General features: G+C 51.5%; 17 protein-coding genes and 2 pseudogenes. 9 read left to right on the top strand and 10 right to left on the bottom strand.

What is annotated here, in order from left to right; translation table 11 throughout:
- Positions 1–298: 298 nt before the first annotated feature.
- The 4 genes from ACR0K5_RS24385 to ACR0K5_RS24400 form a co-directional block, all read right to left on the bottom strand.
- On the bottom strand, positions 299–448 hold the full coding sequence (locus ACR0K5_RS24385) for a hypothetical protein (RefSeq protein ID WP_480632126.1): 150 nt from the start codon (positions 446–448) through the stop codon (positions 299–301).
- 373 nt (positions 449–821) lie between these two features.
- On the bottom strand, positions 822–2,330 hold the full coding sequence (locus ACR0K5_RS24390; protein ID WP_480632127.1) for a hypothetical protein: 1,509 nt from the start codon (positions 2,328–2,330) through the stop codon (positions 822–824).
- The gene (locus ACR0K5_RS24395; RefSeq protein ID WP_480632128.1) at positions 2,330–2,770 is read right to left on the bottom strand and encodes a hypothetical protein; all 441 of its coding nucleotides are present in this window, start codon (positions 2,768–2,770) and stop codon (positions 2,330–2,332) included. Before ACR0K5_RS24395 ends, ACR0K5_RS24390 begins: the two co-directional genes overlap by 1 nt.
- Positions 2,771–3,222: 452 nt before the next feature.
- On the bottom strand, positions 3,223–3,669 hold the full coding sequence (locus tag ACR0K5_RS24400) for a hypothetical protein (RefSeq protein WP_480632129.1): 447 nt from the start codon (positions 3,667–3,669) through the stop codon (positions 3,223–3,225).
- A 160-nt stretch (positions 3,670–3,829) separates the two neighbouring features.
- Here ACR0K5_RS24400 and ACR0K5_RS24405 point away from each other — a divergent pair, with 160 nt between their 5' ends.
- Complete coding sequence (locus ACR0K5_RS24405) at positions 3,830–4,234, top strand: hypothetical protein (protein ID WP_480632130.1); 405 nt, start codon at positions 3,830–3,832, stop codon at positions 4,232–4,234.
- Positions 4,235–4,265: 31 nt separating this feature from the next.
- Here the strand turns inward: ACR0K5_RS24405 and ACR0K5_RS24410 are convergent, their stop codons facing one another.
- Together ACR0K5_RS24410 and ACR0K5_RS24415 are read right to left on the bottom strand one after the other, a co-directional pair.
- Complete coding sequence (locus tag ACR0K5_RS24410; RefSeq protein ID WP_480632131.1) at positions 4,266–5,918, bottom strand: hypothetical protein; 1,653 nt, start codon at positions 5,916–5,918, stop codon at positions 4,266–4,268.
- Between the two features lie 58 nt (positions 5,919–5,976).
- Positions 5,977–6,804, bottom strand: a complete 828-nt coding sequence (locus ACR0K5_RS24415; RefSeq protein ID WP_480632132.1) for a hypothetical protein — start codon at positions 6,802–6,804, stop codon at positions 5,977–5,979.
- A 401-nt stretch (positions 6,805–7,205) separates the two neighbouring features.
- Between ACR0K5_RS24415 and ACR0K5_RS24420 the strand changes: the two genes are divergently transcribed.
- The 4 genes from ACR0K5_RS24420 to ACR0K5_RS24435 are packed head-to-tail and all read left to right on the top strand — an operon-like array spanning position 7,206 to position 8,381.
- Positions 7,206–7,538: a hypothetical protein gene (locus tag ACR0K5_RS24420; protein WP_480632133.1), complete on the top strand. Its 333-nt coding sequence runs from the start codon at positions 7,206–7,208 to the stop codon at positions 7,536–7,538.
- Positions 7,528–7,803 (top strand): hypothetical protein, encoded by a 276-nt coding sequence (locus ACR0K5_RS24425; protein WP_480632134.1) that lies wholly within the window; start codon positions 7,528–7,530, stop codon positions 7,801–7,803. The genes ACR0K5_RS24420 and ACR0K5_RS24425 overlap by 11 nt, the downstream gene beginning before the upstream one ends.
- Complete coding sequence (locus tag ACR0K5_RS24430) at positions 7,796–8,014, top strand: hypothetical protein (RefSeq protein WP_480632135.1); 219 nt, start codon at positions 7,796–7,798, stop codon at positions 8,012–8,014. The genes ACR0K5_RS24425 and ACR0K5_RS24430 overlap by 8 nt, the downstream gene beginning before the upstream one ends.
- Positions 8,004–8,381 (top strand): hypothetical protein, encoded by a 378-nt coding sequence (locus ACR0K5_RS24435; RefSeq protein WP_480632136.1) that lies wholly within the window; start codon positions 8,004–8,006, stop codon positions 8,379–8,381. Before ACR0K5_RS24430 ends, ACR0K5_RS24435 begins: the two co-directional genes overlap by 11 nt.
- Positions 8,382–8,520: 139 nt before the next feature.
- On the opposite strand, the gene ACR0K5_RS24440 is transcribed toward ACR0K5_RS24435, so the two are convergent.
- The gene (locus ACR0K5_RS24440; protein ID WP_480632137.1) at positions 8,521–10,428 is read right to left on the bottom strand and encodes a DUF3604 domain-containing protein; all 1,908 of its coding nucleotides are present in this window, start codon (positions 10,426–10,428) and stop codon (positions 8,521–8,523) included.
- A gap of 107 nt (positions 10,429–10,535) precedes the next feature.
- Here ACR0K5_RS24440 and ACR0K5_RS24445 point away from each other — a divergent pair, with 107 nt between their 5' ends.
- A complete protein-coding gene (locus ACR0K5_RS24445) occupies positions 10,536–11,513 on the top strand; it encodes a helix-turn-helix transcriptional regulator (RefSeq protein WP_480632138.1) in 978 nt (325 codons plus the stop codon).
- A 1,700-nt stretch (positions 11,514–13,213) separates the two neighbouring features.
- The gene (locus ACR0K5_RS24450; protein WP_480632139.1) at positions 13,214–14,125 is read left to right on the top strand and encodes a hypothetical protein; all 912 of its coding nucleotides are present in this window, start codon (positions 13,214–13,216) and stop codon (positions 14,123–14,125) included.
- Between the two features lie 130 nt (positions 14,126–14,255).
- Here the strand turns inward: ACR0K5_RS24450 and ACR0K5_RS24455 are convergent.
- Positions 14,256–14,378: pseudogene (locus ACR0K5_RS24455) on the bottom strand (integrase); the annotation flags it as partial.
- Between the two features lie 950 nt (positions 14,379–15,328).
- On the opposite strand from ACR0K5_RS24455, the pseudogene ACR0K5_RS24460 reads away from it, so the two are divergent.
- A pseudogene (locus ACR0K5_RS24460) lies at positions 15,329–16,288 on the top strand (IS30 family transposase).
- A gap of 56 nt (positions 16,289–16,344) precedes the next feature.
- Here the strand turns inward: ACR0K5_RS24460 and ACR0K5_RS24465 are convergent.
- Positions 16,345–16,725 (bottom strand): DUF5615 family PIN-like protein, encoded by a 381-nt coding sequence (locus ACR0K5_RS24465; protein WP_480632140.1) that lies wholly within the window; start codon positions 16,723–16,725, stop codon positions 16,345–16,347.
- Positions 16,726–16,736: 11 nt separating this feature from the next.
- On the bottom strand, positions 16,737–17,330 hold the full coding sequence (locus tag ACR0K5_RS24470) for a DUF433 domain-containing protein (protein WP_480632141.1): 594 nt from the start codon (positions 17,328–17,330) through the stop codon (positions 16,737–16,739).
- 413 nt (positions 17,331–17,743) lie between these two features.
- Here ACR0K5_RS24470 and ACR0K5_RS24475 point away from each other — a divergent pair, with 413 nt between their 5' ends.
- A complete protein-coding gene (locus tag ACR0K5_RS24475; protein WP_480632142.1) occupies positions 17,744–19,639 on the top strand; it encodes a hypothetical protein in 1,896 nt (631 codons plus the stop codon).
- The last annotated feature ends 125 nt before the right edge of the window (positions 19,640–19,764 follow it).

Genomic DNA, 19,764 nt, shown 5'->3' on the forward strand with positions numbered 1-19,764 from the left:
GCAACTCGCTATGACCGATGTCCTCAGGTCTTCCTCTCAGCCATAGCTCTTGCGGCAACTGTCATCTACTGGTTATGAATCCTGACCCTAGCTCTCTACTCAGTATATAAACTTCATAGGCGGCCTGCACTGGCCCCGTTTATTGCTCCGGAGGTGTTTATTACCTCAGTTATCGGCATTTTCTGGAGTTCTACAGCCACAGCAGGCAGCCTCGGATCTAAGATCCGAGGTTTCCTCGTTTTTGGGCCCCTGAAATTTTTACCTCCAGCTTGCAGAGGATTTGGATCGATAGGCCGCCTCAGCCCTCGACAGCGTTCGTCAGGCGGGCCCGAAAAAGATCAACTAGTCGATCATCATCCTGACCAACCAATGATACCGGATAGCCCTGACTGGGATCCATCGCGATCTCAGCTTCGTATCCATCCGCCAGGTCAGCGTCTGTCAGCATGAAAAATCGCAGCAGGCCTCGGCCGGTCATATCAGCTGGAGCCAGATCAAGAATTCGGCCGATGGCGGAATGGGTGACCCGCTTGTCTGCATCAAATTGAAAATTCGGGTATCGAGCACCCTGGTCAGTCTGGACACTGAAGACTTTTCTATCTGCCTCCAGCTGGGACACAGCGGTAGAATCCACACTCAGCAGCTCAGCAACATCTTCTGGAGACAGTAGTACACACCGCCCCAAGACTCGGGTATCCAACTCCGCACGGGTCTGGTCCCGGCGTTCGTGGGGAGATGCTGGAGTGCCTATAGCCATGTTCAGCTCATTGAAATCCGTGATGAAATCCTAACCCACCCAGAGATCATTTCAAGCCACGCTGTCAGGGGCCACTGATCTTGTTCTTGCGGCGATAGTCAGCTGCCCACCTGGAAAGCATAAAGAAATCACCGGCATCAAAAACTTCTCCGCCCCCATCTGAAGAACTGGCATCACTGAGGTTCACATAGTTTGAATGAACTCGCTGCGCATGAATGCGATCTCTGGCCCGAACGAAATTCGCCCGGATACGAGCGGCGCTTAGTTTAGGTTTCGGAGAGCCCTGATGATCAGATCGTTTTGCTCCATCAGTTGATTTTGCTGTTCCTTTACTTCCTTGATGTCCTTCGACAGCTTTTCTATGAGTGATCCGATGCTGTCCCCTTCTCCCTCGGCTGGTGCTGTATTCAAGATCAGGATGAGCGATTTCAGCTTCTCCAGACTGGCCTCCGACGCAAACGCTGCGCTCTCCAACATCGATGCTTCCGACGCCAGAAGGGCGCTTTGATATGGTCTTGAAACCGGCTTTTTCTGCTGTTTTGTTACCTGATTTTTCATATTTTTTGCCTCCTGAAGAATAGTATTCATTGATAGCGTCTGCGACCTCTGCTCTCCGCATCCCGCGGCCTGCCAGCCTGTCCAAACTCCCGACATCAACGTCACCGAGCCAAAGTCGATGTACACCCTGTTTTCGGCCATACTGGATGTCATAGCCGGCCTCCACGACCGCACTGACGAAATCCAGGGCACTATTAGATGCCTCGGCCATGGCTCGGATCTGCGATTTGATTTTAGGGAGCGAGATTTTTTCTTTGTAATCGATACCTGTGATCGCCGAGACCTGATCCAGCGCACGATTGAGAGCCTGGTGCTCCCCCGACGAGTATGCCGAATAGGCCTGATATTCGAGCCAATCCTCTTTTTTGAAGCCTGCCCGAACGTTCGCCTCCTCCATTGCTTTTTGCAGGCGAGACAGATCCAGCTCGGGGCGTTCTTCGGCCAGAGCCTGATAGACTTCCTTGTTGAAACGGCCGAGCGTGATCTCAAGACCATGCTTCAGTTCAATAATTCTGGAGACTTTCTCATCGCGGATTTTGGAGTGGCTGGAGTCCAGCACCTGACCGGTTTCGGTATCCACCTCGGCAATGGCGATATGCCAGTGATACTCGTAACCCGCCGCCTGTTCGTCTTGATCGGGATAGATTGGCTCACCAGCTTCAGTGTCGATTTCCGGGATGGATATCATGTAGTGCGTGTACTGGGTGGGTTCGCGTTTCTTCTTGTGCTCAACAACGCAGATCTGCGTCTGACTATCAGGGGGTACTTTGAATTCGCGCACGTATTCCCCGACCGCGTCGGCCAATACTTCCTTTGACATCGGCTCCAGAGACGATTTGATCACGTGACGCACACTGTTCGCACGGCCGCACATTTTTGCGACTGCCCCCATCATAAGGACATCTTCTTCGCATCCCCGTAGCCAGCGCACCTCTTCGTTCTCTCCCTGGGAGGAGAGGTAGTTTGCAATAGCACCAGTCTTATTCGTGGGCACCCTGATGCTTTTACTGATCATCAGAAGTCTTCCTCGATGTCGACAGATCCTGCCATCACCCTCTTGATGTCCCTGAGTAGGACAAGGATCTCGGCCTGCTGGGATTTAAGTTCACCAAAGTGGTCGTCCCGCAGGTCGCCAGAATGCCGCGCGGAATGGATTTGTCGCACAGATTGATTGTAGTTGTTTCCAATACGATTCAGGTCGGCTGAAAACTTGAGGGCTTCCTTGATCTCGGGAGTGATTTTCTGGTTGGTCCCACGCTTCATTTTGACCATCTGGGCGTCAGGGTCGACGCACCCAAATTCGTCAATAAGGATATCCCGAACGACGGATGCGTCAGTGATCTTGAGCGCATCTGCGCGATAGTGAACCCCTCCGTATGTGACTGCATCCAGGCGGACATCAACGCGGTGACTCAGCTTCCTTTTCTCTGATCCTGATCTCGATTTTTTAACCATCAAAAGTATTCCAAAAATAAAGTCTTCATAAATGCTTACATTCAAATTTTCTTACGCTTGCCTACCGAAAACCTTTTGTTTGAATTCCGCTAGAGTTCACTAACGAAACGATGTCAGATCTCGGGGGTCCACGGGGGTTTACCCTGCCGCCGACGCCATCCAGATCGCTCCGCGGGAAAACCTTCAAATGGTGGGACCAGATCCCGGAAGATGTGGGGCTGATGACCAGAACCCAGTGGTCAGAAAAAGGCTTCAAGCTTAAGTCACGCCTCAAGGGCCCATTCGCATGGATCGAGTATGGGTCCGGTCGGCGGCATCGTAAGTATTGTCTCTATTCATCTGATCAGGTGGTGCCGAAAAAGCAGAAATCTCGGACCCAGATTGTCAATCAGCTGGCACACAGATTAACCTGAGGCGCTGTAACCTCAGGCTATTTGTATATGGTCTATTGATTAGTGCATCCGACTACGTCGTACTGAGCAGCACACAGCCTCATCGAAAGCCTCGTGATCAAAGTAATGGCTTTGAGCACAGATCGCTCGGGCCAATTCAGGCTGCCCCTCGGCCAGCAATACCTGCCCAATGATGTATCCCGCCAGTGTCATTTCCTCATGACGCGACAGGTTATCGGTACGACCTGACACGATGACGACATAGTCGTCGTCACGTGCGTACAGATCCAACTCTTCAAACAGGACATCAGCAATGGGCAATCCGGGCTCCAGCTCGTCCGTAGCCCTGAGCACTTGAACATCTGCTCCCGCAATTGCGACGACATGAACCTGTCGACGCAGCGATGCAGACAGGCCAAAACCCAAAGTGCCATCAGGCTGAATGTGAGCACGATGGTTCCAAATTGCTGAAAGAAAGTCATCGCTGAGAATGGGGGTGCTGGGCATGGTATTACCTTTTTACGATATGGTATTACCGTTTTCTTAGCTATTACGATTCTTGCCGTCAAGCAGAAAGCGTCATACTTGATTACAAAATGGTATTACCGTATTGTTGACAATGTAATACCGTATATTTAAGAGCACCAAACTTGCTTCAGGAGTACGCATGGCACTCAAAAAGACCTCGATCACCATCAGTGAAGCCATGGTTAAGGACGGCGAGCGCAATGGATTTCAGGCAAACAGATCGGCAAGAATTTCCGATGTTTTTGAGAGATATCATGCGATCCTGGATGCGGCAGAGTATCCCGAGGTGCTGAATGATGCCGAGTATGAGCTAATGGCTGAACTCATTGAGCAGGGTCTGGAGCATCATCCTGCCCTACCCCTACACCGTGCCGTCGCGCGCCTGCTCGAAGACCGAGAACTCGATGGCGAGGATTTGCCGGTTGATCCCGATACTATGTGCCAGAAATTGGCACGGTTCACCCGCGATCAGGAGATGGCACTTATAGAAGCCGTGGAGAACAACGTTCTGAAGCGTCGCCAAACTCGAAGCCTGCCTGACTAGGCCTTTCGTACACCACCAAAATCATGCGGCGTCAAATTTCCTTGTGTATTCCGAACTCCAGTTCAAAAAGATCGTTGCTTCGAATGCTCTCTCCGACTGGATACAAAAGTGGCTGCCACTGAATGACAACATCTGCGATACGCGCGACGAAGCTGGCATTGTCCTCCATTTTGCCCTCTGCTTGAAGCGATAGGTAGTATTCCGAATCCCTGATATGGTTTGCTCTATTCCAAACTGGAAACGCTGAAACTAGACATACCAAGGCCAAAATTGCAGCTGAGAATGCGTAGACCCTGGGCAGCTTGATTGAAATAGTGGAATAGTAGCAAGCCTTAACGATATGCAGCCAAATGCCAGCTAGCGAAAACATAAACGCTACCAGAGGAACGTAGGTCAACCTGATTGCTGAGTATCCAACATCGTCATTCTGCCCGCCATCTTCAAATGATCCGGCTCCGGTGAGATACTGTTTGACACTTTCACCGATCTTTTTCTCAACCAGCGGCTCAACAATGGCTTGGGAAAACTCCTCACTCGAATAACCAAACCTGAACTCGTCAGACGTATCTGACAGCCCCATTTCCTTGCCAGCCGCAGACGTGACTTCATGTGAAGCAAGGAAAGCTTGTTCGCTAAGTCCTAAAGGGAGAGAGAACCCCAGCTTCGCAATCATTTCGTTTTCAATTTCAGTCTCGAATTGCTCCAAGAAATTGTTATGGACAACACTCTGAATACCAGCGACATCGCAAACCTGCCAAGAAGCTGGCAGCGTAACTTGGTGCTTGGCGGCCAACATGTTTCGTGCTGCCCTGACATAAACTGGACTAACGTCGCATTCGCCCGCCCGCACCCCTGCCTCTGAAAGGAACCACCTCATCTCGTTGACGACCTGAGCAGTTGCTTGCTCGACCTTATCGTTGAAGCTGCCGGCTCTCTCGTTCAAACCCCAGTAACCTTCGTATTGCTGACGGGCCTGCTCTGATAACGTTTGGTAATCGGAATAGAGTTCAGAAATTTCCAGGTCCGATACCACCTTGGAAGTAATCACCGCTCTGGTGCTTGGAGATAGCTTGTCGAAGATACCATCAATCGAGACGTTCATCGCCGGAAGTAGAGCCAAAAAGGCCTTTGTTTCCGCCCGATCAAGAGTGGATTCAGTTAGGTGCAAACCATCGAATTCTACTACGCCGTCCTTGAGGCCATCGTTGATCAGAAGCAACAGGTTTGCCGTGCGACGTGTGGATGCACTGGAGGCAATCTCGATCTGCGTCACGATTTCTTCTTGCAAGAAATTTGCGAAGGCAACGCAGGCGATGCTGACCGGAAGCATCAAAATCAAAGCAATTCCCGAAACACCCGCAAGAATACTCCTGCCAAGCACACCGAAGTAACGCGAGTACCTCTTAGAGATCTTTATTACCAACGGGAAAACGGCCAAAGACATTGCAAGCCCAGAAAGCAACCTTCCGTATGTTTCGATGGCATCAATAGAATGCTCGTCTGGGGTTAGGCCGACCACGTCCAAGAGACGAGCATTGAACGCTAGTTCAACTGCAATGTACGTCACGGTGAGACACAGTATCAATCTGGCCAGCACATGAGATTTATCTTCGATTGACGTGGACTTTGGTTCTTTCGAAGCACTTTCAATTTGCTCAGAAGCAGTCACTGACCTTGCATGCATATAGAACGCCCCACGTCAGGTTTGGTGGAAGTAAGAAGTCGCCAAAATAGGATCTATTCTAGAAGTCTTTCGAAAGGGTCTTTTCTGGGGCAGCACGTTGCAGTGCCTCCAACCGCCCGGCGACAATTGCTTGAGCCGCCAGTTCATTATCAAACAGCTCGAAGACAAAACTGGTAATTTTCTGCCCAGAACGATCAGAAAGAAATGAAATCTTGGACGTATACTTGTGGACAATTTCTGGTTGCTCCACGAACCACTCGGCCGACTTAGTTAGATCCACGAATCCCCGTTGCCAAGGAAAGGCGCAGAAGCTTTTCCAACCTTTTGGATCAGAAGGCACATAGTTCCAGTTTCTGTCGAGGATAAAAACTCGATCATGGAACTCGTAGCTCTGCTTTGCACAAGGCTGCATGTTGTAAATGTCGCCAATGCGCTCCGCGATCTGGGTCTCAACTGGCTCTAAGTCAGCAACATTCCGGCCAAATTCTTCCCTTCTGGAAATCCCATAGATCGGAGCTTCAGAGCTATTCTCTGATACAAACAATTGGACAGAGACTTCGTCCTTTTGAAACTTCACCGTCCGACTTAAAGCGTAATATTCTTTCTTGCCCCGCTGTGTTCGCGACGCGACCTCCAACACTTCAGTACAAGGTACAGGCTGGGACTCTTCAACGAAGCACCGAGAGCGTCCATTCAAGACTTCAAAGCCCTGCGATTCCAGCTTCTGCGCAGCTTCACTATAGGGAACCCCCAGCTCAATCTCGTAGATGTTTCGAATACCAAACTGTTCCTTGCTGCCTTCTGCGGCCGCTGCACTAAGTAGACATACACTGATCAACGCCTGACGTGTAAACACATTGCCAAAAGCACGAATGCACTCGTTCATAATCCGACCTGCCCTAGGTTGTTTTTTTGTCAAAATTTCCCGCTAGGCGGTGGATGTCAACACTCGATCAAAGAAACAGCAAAGGATTTTTGTTTCGCTTACAAACAAACGTAAGCTATTGAGTAGAATAACTTAACAATCACCTTAATTTTTCGATCTCACGCCAGTACCAGAGACCGGAACCGAGTTGACCTTGCTCTGGAGCGTGTCTACGTTGAGAGCATGATCAAACAGAATCACACCAGCCGAATATCGTTCTGACCAGAACGAACCCCGTTTTCGGGAGGGCACAGGTGTGGCGTTGGATCTTATAAGTCCCGACATTTTAGGCGCCAGATTAGCGTAGTCGCGAGGGTTCGAGTCCCTCCCCTCCTACCATATCCACCGGAGGACTCTTTCTCATGAACGCACCAATCTCAAACGATCAGACCGCATTGATCATGGAAATGATCGAAGCAGGTGCCCTGACCGGCGTAAACCGTAACACCGGCCGCTTGATTGGTGCGGGCCCAGACTACAATGATTGCCATAGAGGCCGCCCGAGGTCCTTCATGGATGACTACATCCTCTTGGCAGAAATCTTCCCTGCCCTCCATGTCGACGATCTGTCATCCGCACAGAAAGCTGCACTGGTCCAGCTGATCGCGAATTTGGATGACGATCAGTACTCAGCTCTGCGTACGGCGTCGCATCGATCTCACCAAAATCTGAGCGAACTGAGTGATGACGAATAAAATTGTCATCCAGAGGATTCGTGACCGTCACTTTCTGATCGATGTCGATGGCGAGATCGTTGAGTTTGAATGCGCCTCCTCAGAACCGCTCGATGTCATGATGGCTGGTCATGAAGCTTGGGATCTCAACATCGACGAAGAGGTCTTGATGAACACCGAGATGAACTTTCACCACTCAGACGGTTCGGTCTCCAGAGTCACGTTAAAGAGCGTTCTCAAAGCTCTGTTGCGCGTTCACGAACCCAAGGAAAACGGCGATGACTGACACCACAGCACTGATCGCAAATCTCAATTCTATCGAGAAATCTGTCCTGAAGGAGATCCATGAACCCGGCAGCCAAGACGTCGTTTGGGGCGCGGGCATGACGCTGTGTCTAGAATCGCTTCGATACCACAGCCTGATCACGCGCAGCCCCGAGCCGCAATTGACTGAGCTTGGTCAGCAGGTCGTCAAGGATTTGAAAAATGACAGCTAAGTACAAATTGCGCGGTGATATCAAAATCACGCGACTTTTCGGAAACTATTACAGACTTCAGGTCGGTATCGAGCTTCCCTACGATTTTGAATGCGAGTCAGACGAGGTGCTCGACATCATGATCGCCGCCTATTCTGAATATCAGAGACCAATCGTCACTAATGATGTTTTTCAGGCTCAGGTCGGCGACGACCCTGAGCCCACTCCGTATGAAATCGCAATGATGCGCGAAATCAAAAACCCCGGTAGCCAGGACATTGCGTGGGGCGGCGGTAGCAGAATAGCTCTGACAGCCCTGCAAGAAAGAGGTTTGGTCACAGAGGATCCCGACCGGCAGTTAACCGAGGAGGGCGAGCGCGTTTATTGACCAATGCTGCGGTGAATTTGAATGTCTCGTTTCGTGGCAAATTGCTTTTTCTGGAAAGAGGGTATCAATCGCAATGCCGCCCAAAAACCCGGAGACAACTCCAAGCCGGGAAGGCCGCAGCGAATTCGCCCGATCAAAATTACCCCGGCGTGAACCAGATCGGGGCCGTATAGGCGCGTTCGATCGTAATCATCGGCACTTCCGGCGGCATCTCGATACCGAAGCGTTTCGCCTCGTAAGCTGTCCAGCGTGGCGTCGGTATCTCAATGACCCGGGCATAGTAGAAGGCACGTTCGGAGGGATCAAAGTCGGGGTCGGCCCAGACGCCAATCAACTCCGGTGCGCCGATAGTGTTCGTCCAGGTTGCGTTTGCCACATCGACCGTACTGCCGACATCGCCGACAACGCCGTTTTCGTCCGGTTCCCGGTCACCCGACCAAGCCACATCATAGATTTTTTCCTGTCCATTTCCGTCTGCGTCGATCCAACCCTTGATGATCTGAATTCGGTCCAGATTGCCCGAGAGGGGATCGCGCAGGGCAGCCACCAGAAAGGACGGTGTTTCGCCCTCCCGAGGTTGTGCAAGATCCCCTCCCATCGGTACGCCCTTGGCATAGCCGATATCCGCTGGAAGGCGGCTGAGCGTGTCTTCTTCAGCGAAATTATAACCGCCAAAGAACCTAACCAACATGCGCGAGCCTGTTGTCCCGTAGACTTCACGCCGCTTCATCGCATCGAATATGGCTTCACGGGTGTTTTCAACTGCCCAGACGGCTGCATAACCGCCTGCCGCTTGCTGCCAGCCAAGAATGGTCAATTCCGGATCCGTCGCTTCGATAACCACGTGCTTCCAGCGATGCGGTTCCGGCTCAACGCCCGAGTGCTTGCCGAAGAAGTTGTTCTCTTCGACCGCGGTCAGACCGTTATGGGCATCGGTGCTGCCGATCTGACCGAATTTGAAGGGGTTCACGCCGAACTCAGCCTCCAGTTTCATGCCGTTCTTCAGCGCCTCGCGCGTGTATTCATACTGGAGCATGTCCGGCTGTTTGAGTTCCGTCCCATCCAGATTGGACCGATCCCAGATGTCCTGATCTGCGAAGGCATCGTCCGGGGACAGCATTGGGTGCGCTTCGCCTGTGCCCTTGATCTGGGTCACCTCATAGAGGCGTTCGAACCGATTGCGCAGACGGACGATTTCTTCGGTCAGTGGACCTCCATCAAAGCTTTCGACGTCGAACATGCGCCCGTTGCTGAGATTGCCGTTATGCGGAATGGCAATGACGTCGCCGCCGGTGCGTTCTTCAAACCCGGCCAGATGACGCCACAGGTCTTCGGGATTTTTGCTGTCATATTGCGAGAACGGCAGCGTCTGGTTGGCCTCAAAAGCATCGCCGCGAAAGATCACATTGCGATGCAGGTTGTTGCCGCCGTTGGTGGTGTATTCATACCCGATCAAAGCCGAGAAGCGGCCCGGTTCGTTGTAGCGGTCCGCCAAAGCGGTGTATTCCCTCCAGGCGTTCTTTACCGCTGAACCGCTTTCAATTGGCGGTTCGTCATCGGACAACGTGCCGACGATTTCCATTGCGGTATCAAAGGCCATTTGGTCATCACCACTGGTCAGCGCATCGTACCAGCGCTTTCCTGTCTCGGTTGCCAGTATGGCCCAATCCCCTTTCAGAAGTTGCGGCATCAGCCCGTACATCTCAGCGTGATCAGCGATTACGACGAAGTCCAGCGGGCGTGAAAGCTTGGCGCGCAGGCCATGGGTTGTCGTAACTTCTTCGCCGCGCGCAAAGCTAAACGCATCCTCCTGCGTCAGTCGAGTCATGGTTCCGGCATCAACCGAGACGACGGTGTGCAGATGCGTATCGCCCCACATGGGCCGCGTTGGGAAATTGCGTCCCGCATAGGGAGAGAATTCTTCGGCCCCCAAAACTTCCTTCACGCTTTCCTTATGCGGAGTGTGATCTTGCGCCGAAACAAGCCCGGCGGAAGTCGTGGTCAGAAGAAAGCAGATGAAAACACGGCAGCCCCAAATTCGTGACATAATCGTACCTCGTACGCGAAAATGATGCGATGATAGAATGATGACGCGAATTGCAATATGCGATTCTTGCCTGATCGACGGGATCGCGATCCGCCTGAGGTGGGGCTATGGCTGAAAGCGCTGCGAATACAACGACCGAGACGGTTCGGATTTTGCCGGTAACCGGTATCGAAGCCTTGCAGGAGGGTGTCAAAGGCGCATCGGTCGAACCCACGCAACTTGCCAAGGGGACAGTGTCGGGAAAGTTGACCTTTGCAGATCTGGATGGGTCGGGATTAACGATCGGGCGGATCGACGGTTCGCTTGCCATCAACGGCCCGTTATCACAGAGCCAGCCTGTACTGGGGGTGTTGCTGGGGGCAACCGGCCCGTCGCGCCAATGGTCGACCGCCATTCGAACAGGCGATGTCGGTGTCTTTCCTCCTGCAACCGAACATGCATCAAGGTACACGGGTCGTTCTGGATATCTGACGATATCAGCCGAATTGGATTACCTTCAGGAACGGGCTGGTTTCTTGGAAATTCGATTGCCGCGGAGTTTCTGGTGCTCGGGAAAAATGTATCGAGGATCCCCTGACGCAAGATACAGACTTCTGAACATCGGACGGGCAATTGAACTGGCGTTGATGGATTCGCGTTGCCCGTTTTCCTCTGGCGCATTGTCCGCCTCTGTCCGGCAGGAAATCATCGACGCGTTCCTGCTAAACTTTGAAAGTTCCGCCGGCATAGAACAGCTTCGCCGGATCGCATTCAGAAACCCCCAGCAGATTGTCAGGCAGGCACAGGAATACATCCGGCAACACCCGCATCGCCCCGTCGGTCTGGAGGAAATTTGCTCCGAAATGGGTCTTTCGGGGCGCAGCCTGCATCGCGCGTTTCAGTCGGTACTGGACATCTCCCCCGCCGCATATGCGCGAAACTGGCGGCTGACTCAGGTCAAGCGCCACTTAGCGCGAACAAATAGGGCAGAAACCAATGTTACCGAAGTCGCAACAAAATTTGGGTTTTGGGAACTTGGTCGTTTTTCCGCACAATTTCGAACGCTTTTCGGAGAACTTCCAAGTCAGGTCCTGGCGCGCCAATAGAAGCGGTGCGCCATTCGTTTTTCCCTCCCGAGAGTGGGCGCCTTTGATCGAATTATTACCAAGACTTAAGGAGTATTGTCGATCTGTAGTTCAGACCAGTTCAAATGTGGCAACCCAAAAGAAAACAGACGTTAAAGCTGTTGAAGCGTAGGTCTGGAAATTGCGCGACTTGATCCTTGCTTGATCAAACTTCGCTGAACCTTCGCCCAATGGCCTTTGACCGCCGCGAGGCGGCGGGAAACCATGTGCATCTGCGGCATTCGTCGCACTGCGAGCGCACGCAGCGAGAAATTCAAATTCACAGTATGGGCTCACAGCGGTCATCCGACAGTTTCGGTAGGGCATATGTGCCGTCCCGACGTGTTCAACGGCGGCAGTGCGGAGATTGTGTTGAAAAACTCGAAATTTTCTTGCTCTCGATTTTTTGCCAAATTCCGATGCAATAGAAAAGTCGATTCTGTTTGCGCTTTACAGGCCAAGAGCACCGCTTACATGGGCACACCGATGTTTTGGCCGACCCCTTGGCTAAATTTTCCAATCAGCTTTCTACGGGCGAGTTTTTCGTTGTTTTTCGGCAAAATGGGAGTTTTTCAACAATATCCGGACTTTGCTGACGTTCGCAGCGGTTGCAGCTCAAGTGACACCCGGCGTCCTGATCAGTGGCATAGTCGGGATAATTTGTTTAAGAGAAGGATGTGAAGAACAGCACTGAAATCAGTGTTGGCCTCTAATTTGGTGTTGATTTTATTGCAAAGTGACAGGGTCCATACATGGCCACCACATTTGAGCGACTACTTTCTTTTTCGCGCATCTTTTCTGTGGGAAACATCAGTCATGACAGCATGACGTTCATAGCTTCGAAGCTCGCAAATGCCCAAATCTTGTCAAGTGATCTTACTAGTCTTGTGTCCGCACACATTTCGCAAGATACGTGGCGGTATGAAGAAAACCCGGAAGTAATTTGCTTCGACCCAATTTACACAATGCGAATTGCGAGTACTTGCGAGGCAATCTGTAGCACAATTTATGGTGCTGGAGAGCTATGCGCGAGGTGCATTGGCCCAAAACTGCACCCGCAACGACCAAGTGATTTTCGTTCACTAAAGAAACATATTGAAGACGGTGATTGTAAGCAAAACGGGTTCATACCTGACCAGTTCGATTTTTCCGGCCACTCTCTCATCCTAGCTATCAGGACTGAAGTTACGCACTACTCTTCTGTTTTTGTTGCCGGTCCAATGGACGGACCTGTGACACTTTGCTTTAGGCAGCTTAGTGAAGATATGAAGGTGGTAGAGAGCGCACAAATCCAAATAGACGACCTTCAGGGCGCCGTAAAATCGTCGGTTCAGAATATTGAGAAGATGCTATGTATCTTTTTCGATAGTTCAGTGTTTCCTAAACTGAAGTTGGACCAAATGATAAAAGGCAATGTCGAAAGAGACAAGAACGGCCTGCCGTTGGTTGTGGACGGTCGGTTGAAACCGCTACCGGACCTCTCTGTGAGAGAGCACCTAATCCAATCAGGTCTCACGCATCTACTTTAAGAAACACTCACTCACTCTCCAGTACTGCAGTGCAGTAAGCGCCCGCGGCATTCGAACCGACAGGCAAGGGCAGCAAAGCGAATGGCGGCTTTTTGAGGTGGTTCGGGCGCTCAATGTCTTAAAATAGTCACTCGGGAAAACTAGCTTTCACACATGGATCGTCCAGACTTTCAATTTCGACAGGCGCAAGCTGCATTCGACCTGATTTGGTTGCTGCAAGCCCAAGACGATGTTCTGCTTGCTCAGATTGGTGGTCAGGAGTTTCCAAGGATCGTTCGGGAAAGGTCGTGTCGCTTTGAAGACGAGGCAGACGCAAAGTGCTATGAACGGCTCGCGGTCATAGCTTTGGATTCCTCAGAAGGGGCAGACATCGCAGTTGCAATGATCGTGGTCAACGATCTTCAAAGGGGATTGTGGAGCGGCGACACAAAAGACTTCGCCAAAATGGCGGAAGAGAAAATACTCGCCTCACGTCGGCATCTTCGCACCGCAATACTTCGCGGCTTGGACATTCTCGAAGACTTCTCCCACAGCTATGAAGCGGCAGAGTACTTTCTGCCTCATGAAACTAGGCTGACACGCCCAGCCGAGCAAATACTTCCCAAACTGTGTGAGGTCGCCAAGACAATGGACGAGCCAACGCGCAAAAGCGTTGCTGCCGCCGATTACGGAAGTGATATCGACCAGCATCTGGAAGCTCTGAACGACGCGCTTTCGTCTGAGACATGCCTGTTCCCAAAAGATGTTTGGTATCCAAGCGAAGTCGTCGAACTTGTATCTCACGTGCGATCAACGCCTGGTTTCGTGCCTTGTACTGCGCTCCTTTTGGCAAATGCACTACAGGGCAGAGACAATGTCGGCTGGTTTAAATTTCGTTGGACCAACTTAGCGGCTGACTACAACAACCTTCCCAAGAGCGCTCGCGCTCCAATTTTAGCGGGCCTTCGAATTTTGTATGAGTCTGGCAAAGATTTCATGCCTTACTCCGGAGGCAAACACTGTGATCCAGTCACTACGCCGGAAGGCATGATTGATTTTGTCAAATTGCCAGATGACTCGTTTTAGGTTGTCTGAAAGCGGTCACTCATTGGCGATGCAGCATCGGACACTCTGGGCTCGAACCGAACCGCTGCTGCGGTTCGACCTTAGGTCTGGTCTGGATTGGCGAACGGCAAGTGCCGCCCGCCAACATGGTTCAAATATCGATTTGCTCGGCGATGCTCAGCGCATCTTCAAGTTCGACTCCAAGATATCTGACAGTGCTGTCAACCTTTGTGTGTCCGAGCAACAGTTGAACCGCCCGGAGGTTTTCGGTTTCGCAACCTGAGCCCGCAACATCCTGTCAATGTCACCCGGTTCAGGGTCAGACTTGGATAGCTCCGCTCGGAGCCTGGATACTTCGGCAACCAACGTAGACAACTTGGCATTGAGATGCGCAATCTCGGCCTGCCGTTCATCAGTTTGAGGTTTAGTATCAGCGTCCATTGTATCTCGCTCAACCAACACGTTCCTTTTTGAATGTATGAGCAAAACGACCAGAAATCAAAAGTCCCGAAAGTTGAGCGGCAGACAATGAGGTATGCGCGGCCCGAACGCGTGAGTTGTCTCAATATCGTCCGGGATTTACGTTCAGTTTTGCGGATGTTTGAAAATATGCTTCAAAAATCAGGTTTCTGGCTTGAATAGAGGCATTAGGTATTCCGGCTGACGGGACAGGAAAGTCAGACACGGTGGTCGTGTTTGTCAGAGACACTCAGGCTGGCGTTACTACTGTAAACGATACGTTTCCATGAAAGCTGTGGACTCCAATACCCGAAGGTGTCACGCTGAGACTGCGGGTGGCATGTTTATTTTAGCACGTACTGGTTTTCCCAACCGGATTTTAGAGGGGGTATTGAGTGTGATGTGCCACCCCACAAATCTCAAGCAATCCGAAGCCGGCAGATCGGGAGTTCTTCAGCCAGAAGCCGACGGCCATCGCAGATTGGAACAGGAACAGGGTGCACAAAGTGAGACGCGTTTTTTGCCAACTTCTGGGGCATAAATGGCAAATTCGTTTCGCCGGTGGCTCGGCGGTTCATCAATGCGTACGATGTGGTATCGCTGGAGACGCATATGGCAATGAGGTTCACTGACTGAAAATGGCAGCTCATGATAGTTTTTAACATAATTTAGCTTCTGCGTCTTCAGTCGTGTAGCCGGTGCGCGCTACTTCCAAGTGCGACTCCTATTAGAAACCAATAGGTTATCTAATGAGGAGATCATGGCATGGGCGCAGTGTATTCGCAACTGAGCATCGAAGAACGGCGTAGAATTGAACGCTGGAGGCACGCGAAAGTCCCTGTTCGAGAGATGGCACGTGTGCTGAAACGCTCGAAAGCCACCATCCATCGAGAGATCAAAAGAAACTTTTTCTCGGATCCTTGTCTGCCAAAATGCGATGGCTATTACGGCGCGTCTGCGCACCGGAAAGCCGCGGACCGGCGCGCCCGGCAACGTAAACTGATCCGCCATCCTGAGCTGCGAAAGCGTGTCGTCGAGCGGTTGAAGAACGGATGGACGCCTGAGCAGATCGGCAATCGGATGATCTATGAAGGCGCCAAACTGCGTGTCTGTCAGGAAACAATCTACCGCTACATCTATTCCAGCGAAGGTATGGCCGACGAGCTCTGGTGGTATTTGCCCGAGCACAGAATGTATCGTCGGCCGCGCCGCGCCAGAAAGCGCCAGGCCCCCAGGTTCGACCGTGATGTCAGCATCCAGTTTCGCCCGGATGATGTCGCACACAGGCGTCAGTTCGGTCACTGGGAAGGCGATTTGATGCTGTTCAAACAGACGCTTGGCCAGTCGAATGTGACGTCTCTGGTCGAGCGCGTCAGCCGGTTCACGGTGCTGCTGAAGAACCCGAACAAGCGCACGAAGCCCGTGATGGGCAAGATCATGAAAGCCGTCCGCGACCTGCCCTACCTGGCGCGCAAATCGATCACCTTCGACCGCGGTACCGAATTCGTCAGCTGGCCGCACCTTTAAGCCGAGATCGGGACGCAGACCTGGTTCTGCGACCCATCCTCTCCGTGGCAGAAAGGAACAGTCGAGAACACCAACCGCAGGGTCAGGCGCTGGCTTCCCCGCAAGCGCGACATCACGGCGGTCTCAGATCATGATTTGAAAATGATCTGCGACCGCCTCCGGGCGCGTAAGCCTTGTTCCCGCTGCGCACTGTGGTGACATTTCTGCTTTGCAAAACCAGCGACATTTCTATTTGGTTACAACATTAGGCTGGTTTACGCTTCCGGCAGGTCGTAGATCACAATCTGCCCCTGCTCATCAATTTCGAGCACTCGATTCACCATGACATCATCTGGATCTCCCATGCCCTCGAGGTGAGCCACGGCAGTGCGAATGAGTTGCTTTGCTGTATGCCGATCGACACAGGGCAAGATGATCATGCCTGGATGAATATCTGCGCGGGCCGCTAAAGCGCGAAAATCACGTGCATTTTCTGTAACGATCACAAGATTTTCTTCAATGCACCTCTCAAGAACTCGATGATCGGGATCACCGAGGCCGCCCATGTTTCGAGGATGGACAATGTAGTGCCCATCCTCTTCCATCAATTCATTTGCAGTTCGAGGCGACAGGCACTCATCAATAAAGATCCTCAAGTCCTAAAGCCTCAAGCGTTACGCCATGGCTTACCAGACTCGGGTCTTCCACGTGGAGGATGTGTTCTCGCATAGATTTCTGCTGCTTCGAATGCTTCGCGAGGGATTTCAGGATAATCCTCGACCAACTCTTCGAGTGTTTCCCCACCTGACACGCGACCGAGGACCGACCTGCAGGTGATCCTGGTTCCCGCGATGACAGGCTCGCCACCCAACACTTCTGGATCTGACGAAAGATGCTCCTCTCTCGCGCGAAGATAGCGAAGAGCTTTAATCCACTCTGTGCCTGCAACATCATTGAGTGTCAAAGAAAGTCCAGTTGAGAGATGCACAACTCCAAGATCCTCGTCGTGAGTGTGTCTAAGGAACCTCCAAATACGCTTCTTCGCAGATGTTTCCATTCGAACTCCACGAATTCTCATCAATGTAGCAGCATACGCCACTGTGTGAATTGGGACATGCGCAGCTTCATTGCGGCGAAGAGATAGCCTCATCTTTCTCTTCGGAACAATACCTTCTTCCACGCTCTTCTCGATACGACGAGCTGAGACTCCCGCTAAGAGCGCGGCCTCATTGACTGTGAGAGACTCGTAAGCAGTTGCCATTAATTCTTCCCCTTTAAGGGAAAGATAGTAATCGATTTACATCAAGTCAAACTAAACGAGGAGCGACCTCTCTTCAAAAAACTAAGCCTCGCGAGCTTGAAACCTTGTTATCAAGTCGAGTCTTTTTCGTCTAAGACTCTAAGGTCGCCCTCGTTTTGCGAAGGCTCTGTTGCAAACTTTTGACTGTTGCGGGGTCTGCTCCGGTAGGGGGCAAGATAGTACGCTAAGCAAATGAAAACGGTTTGCAGTTTGGTGACACAGCCATGTATGTGCTTTGACCATCTGGCTGCTGAGATGCGCCACGTGTGTCGGATTGAGAAAACTCGGCTAAAAGTTGCACCTCAACAAAATTTTGCCGTTTTCGCGGACGATGTTGGAACCGAAAAGACTTATTTTTTAAAGGCTTGTGTTCAATGTCATCACGTTTAGCTCTGATAATTTTGGCAGTTTTAGGTGTCCTGGCGACACTTACCGTAATTGCTCCAGAGCTTGGAATTATACCGCTCATAACCGTAATCGGTTTCCCCTTGGCGTATGCCTATTGGGCACTGCCTGGAATATTTTTGTGTGCTCTATTGGTGGTGATCTTTAACCGCCTTCTGCCATTCAAAAGCTGGATATCGCTTCCCATTGCAGCGCTTGCAACCTATGCCATCCTCTTTTTTGGGGCATCTGCAATCAACACAAACATCCAAGACGATGTGGACGAACTGACAAGCGGTGATATCAACAGCGTTACGTTACCACTGAGTGTGAACGTGATCGCCTACCAAAGCAATGAGAAGGGTTGTAGAGCATTTTGTGTAAATGCTCTGTTATCCGGGACAGCCGACAGATTCCTTGTCCAGCCTTGGAATGCCGAGACCCGTGTACTTGACCTGAACTCTGACACCACATCATTTCAGTTCGAACGACAGACCCAATGCCCTGCTCTCAGACTCACAGGTTCGAGGGGAAATCGGCAGCTGGATCTGTATCCGGACGTGCTCAGCAAGGGTGACGCAGTTTCCGTTACCGAATTGCTCGCGCTTGCAATTGCAAGAGGTTACTGTCTGACAGAAAAGCCAGCAAAGCTGCGAGAGGCAGACTTGATCATTACTCGCGGGCCTATTCGACGAGGCCATCCGATCAGGGATTTGGGTTTCAGCCTTGAAAAGGATGCAATCTCGGCAGCGCGTCTGAGCGTCTATCAGCTGAGCCCTGGTTCCGACGGATATGAAGAAATTTTCCGCGAAACTTCGGGTGAATACGCTTTGGTAGGCAGGCCGCTATTTTCCGGCCCAAACTACGGTTACGGGCTTGACGTAGGCGTGGGGTGGATCCGGCAGGAACGTTATTTCAATCGGCGAAAGTATTCCAGAGCGGATAGTTGGCCCGATTTTCTGACGAAAACGCTCGGTCTCGATTTTACAAAACAGTCTATGGTAGCGGCACCGCAAGGCAATGTGGAAGCCGTTCTACCGGACACTGACCTGCAAATCGTAGATCCGTTCGAAGAAAACCGACGGTTTTTACACGAGATTCTGGAGAGCTCGGTCGAGTCCGGCAACTTGCCAACCGAAGCGCAATGGTCCGCGTTTACCGCCTATTGGGAGCGCTTGAACTTTACGCACTCAAACAGTGACATTGCCGTACAACCAGTTGGGAAAGATATTGAAATCGGCATAGAATTCTTGGCGAATCCTGATCTTCCGGCGCCTCCGCGTCTGTCCAGCTTTGTATCCTATTTGAAGCGAAAAAACCTCGTATCCGACGAAGATCTGGCCGCGATGTTTCTATCTCGCCTGAAACAAGCAGAACCTTGGCCGGAAATGGACAAATGGCGACGCGACGGCATTTGGGGCGCAAGTTTCGAACTCGACAAATTACCTGAAAGAACTCTCCTCGGTTACTTCGATGACATGTTGCGCGCGGCGGAAAACCCGCTGGCCTACAATGAGCATGCACCCTTTCTTTCCAAGTTTTACTTGTTCGGCACAGATGGAATTCCACCGCTTCTGGACATGCTGGGGGTCGGTCTGAGGACATCCAACCATTATATGTACTATATGGGCAGTATGGGGCTGTGTCGTCTGGGGCCGTTGGATGGCCCGTTTAGAGAGGAGTTGATCACACATATCAACACCTCTGAAGTTGGCTGGGTCAATACATTCAACTCTCGAATGGTTCAGGTACTGCTGAACGCGGGGGTGACTTCAAAAGCTTTGTGGCCGTCCCTGGACAAACAAACTTTCAAAAATCTGGAACAAGAAGAGCTGGCTCAAAAGTTTGATAGAGTTGCTTCGTCAAATAAATCGTTTTGTGACTGAACTTGCGAGAGGCGGAAATCCAGTAAGCTGGCTTCTTAGGGTCAGGATTCATAACCAGTAGATGACAGTTGCCGCAAGAGCTATGGCTGAGAGGAAGACCTGAGGACATCGGTCATAGCGAGTTG

It is taken from the genome of Ruegeria sp. AB9 (assembly GCF_056542585.1).

Coding starts and splice junctions, on each gene's coding strand:
- ACR0K5_RS24385 (WP_480632126.1), bottom strand. CDS start 448: ATGCTGACAGACGCTGACCTGGCGGATGGATACGAAGCTGAGATCGCG.
- ACR0K5_RS24390 (WP_480632127.1), bottom strand. CDS start 2,330: ATGATCAGTAAAAGCATCAGGGTGCCCACGAATAAGACTGGTGCTATT.
- ACR0K5_RS24395 (WP_480632128.1), bottom strand. CDS start 2,770: ATGGTTAAAAAATCGAGATCAGGATCAGAGAAAAGGAAGCTGAGTCAC.
- ACR0K5_RS24400 (WP_480632129.1), bottom strand. CDS start 3,669: ATGCCCAGCACCCCCATTCTCAGCGATGACTTTCTTTCAGCAATTTGG.
- ACR0K5_RS24405 (WP_480632130.1), top strand. CDS start 3,830: ATGGCACTCAAAAAGACCTCGATCACCATCAGTGAAGCCATGGTTAAG.
- ACR0K5_RS24410 (WP_480632131.1), bottom strand. CDS start 5,918: ATGCATGCAAGGTCAGTGACTGCTTCTGAGCAAATTGAAAGTGCTTCG.
- ACR0K5_RS24415 (WP_480632132.1), bottom strand. CDS start 6,804: ATGAACGAGTGCATTCGTGCTTTTGGCAATGTGTTTACACGTCAGGCG.
- ACR0K5_RS24420 (WP_480632133.1), top strand. CDS start 7,206: ATGAACGCACCAATCTCAAACGATCAGACCGCATTGATCATGGAAATG.
- ACR0K5_RS24425 (WP_480632134.1), top strand. CDS start 7,528: ATGACGAATAAAATTGTCATCCAGAGGATTCGTGACCGTCACTTTCTG.
- ACR0K5_RS24430 (WP_480632135.1), top strand. CDS start 7,796: ATGACTGACACCACAGCACTGATCGCAAATCTCAATTCTATCGAGAAA.
- ACR0K5_RS24435 (WP_480632136.1), top strand. CDS start 8,004: ATGACAGCTAAGTACAAATTGCGCGGTGATATCAAAATCACGCGACTT.
- ACR0K5_RS24440 (WP_480632137.1), bottom strand. CDS start 10,428: ATGTCACGAATTTGGGGCTGCCGTGTTTTCATCTGCTTTCTTCTGACC.
- ACR0K5_RS24445 (WP_480632138.1), top strand. CDS start 10,536: ATGGCTGAAAGCGCTGCGAATACAACGACCGAGACGGTTCGGATTTTG.
- ACR0K5_RS24450 (WP_480632139.1), top strand. CDS start 13,214: ATGGATCGTCCAGACTTTCAATTTCGACAGGCGCAAGCTGCATTCGAC.
- ACR0K5_RS24470 (WP_480632141.1), bottom strand. CDS start 17,330: ATGGCAACTGCTTACGAGTCTCTCACAGTCAATGAGGCCGCGCTCTTA.
- ACR0K5_RS24475 (WP_480632142.1), top strand. CDS start 17,744: ATGTCATCACGTTTAGCTCTGATAATTTTGGCAGTTTTAGGTGTCCTG.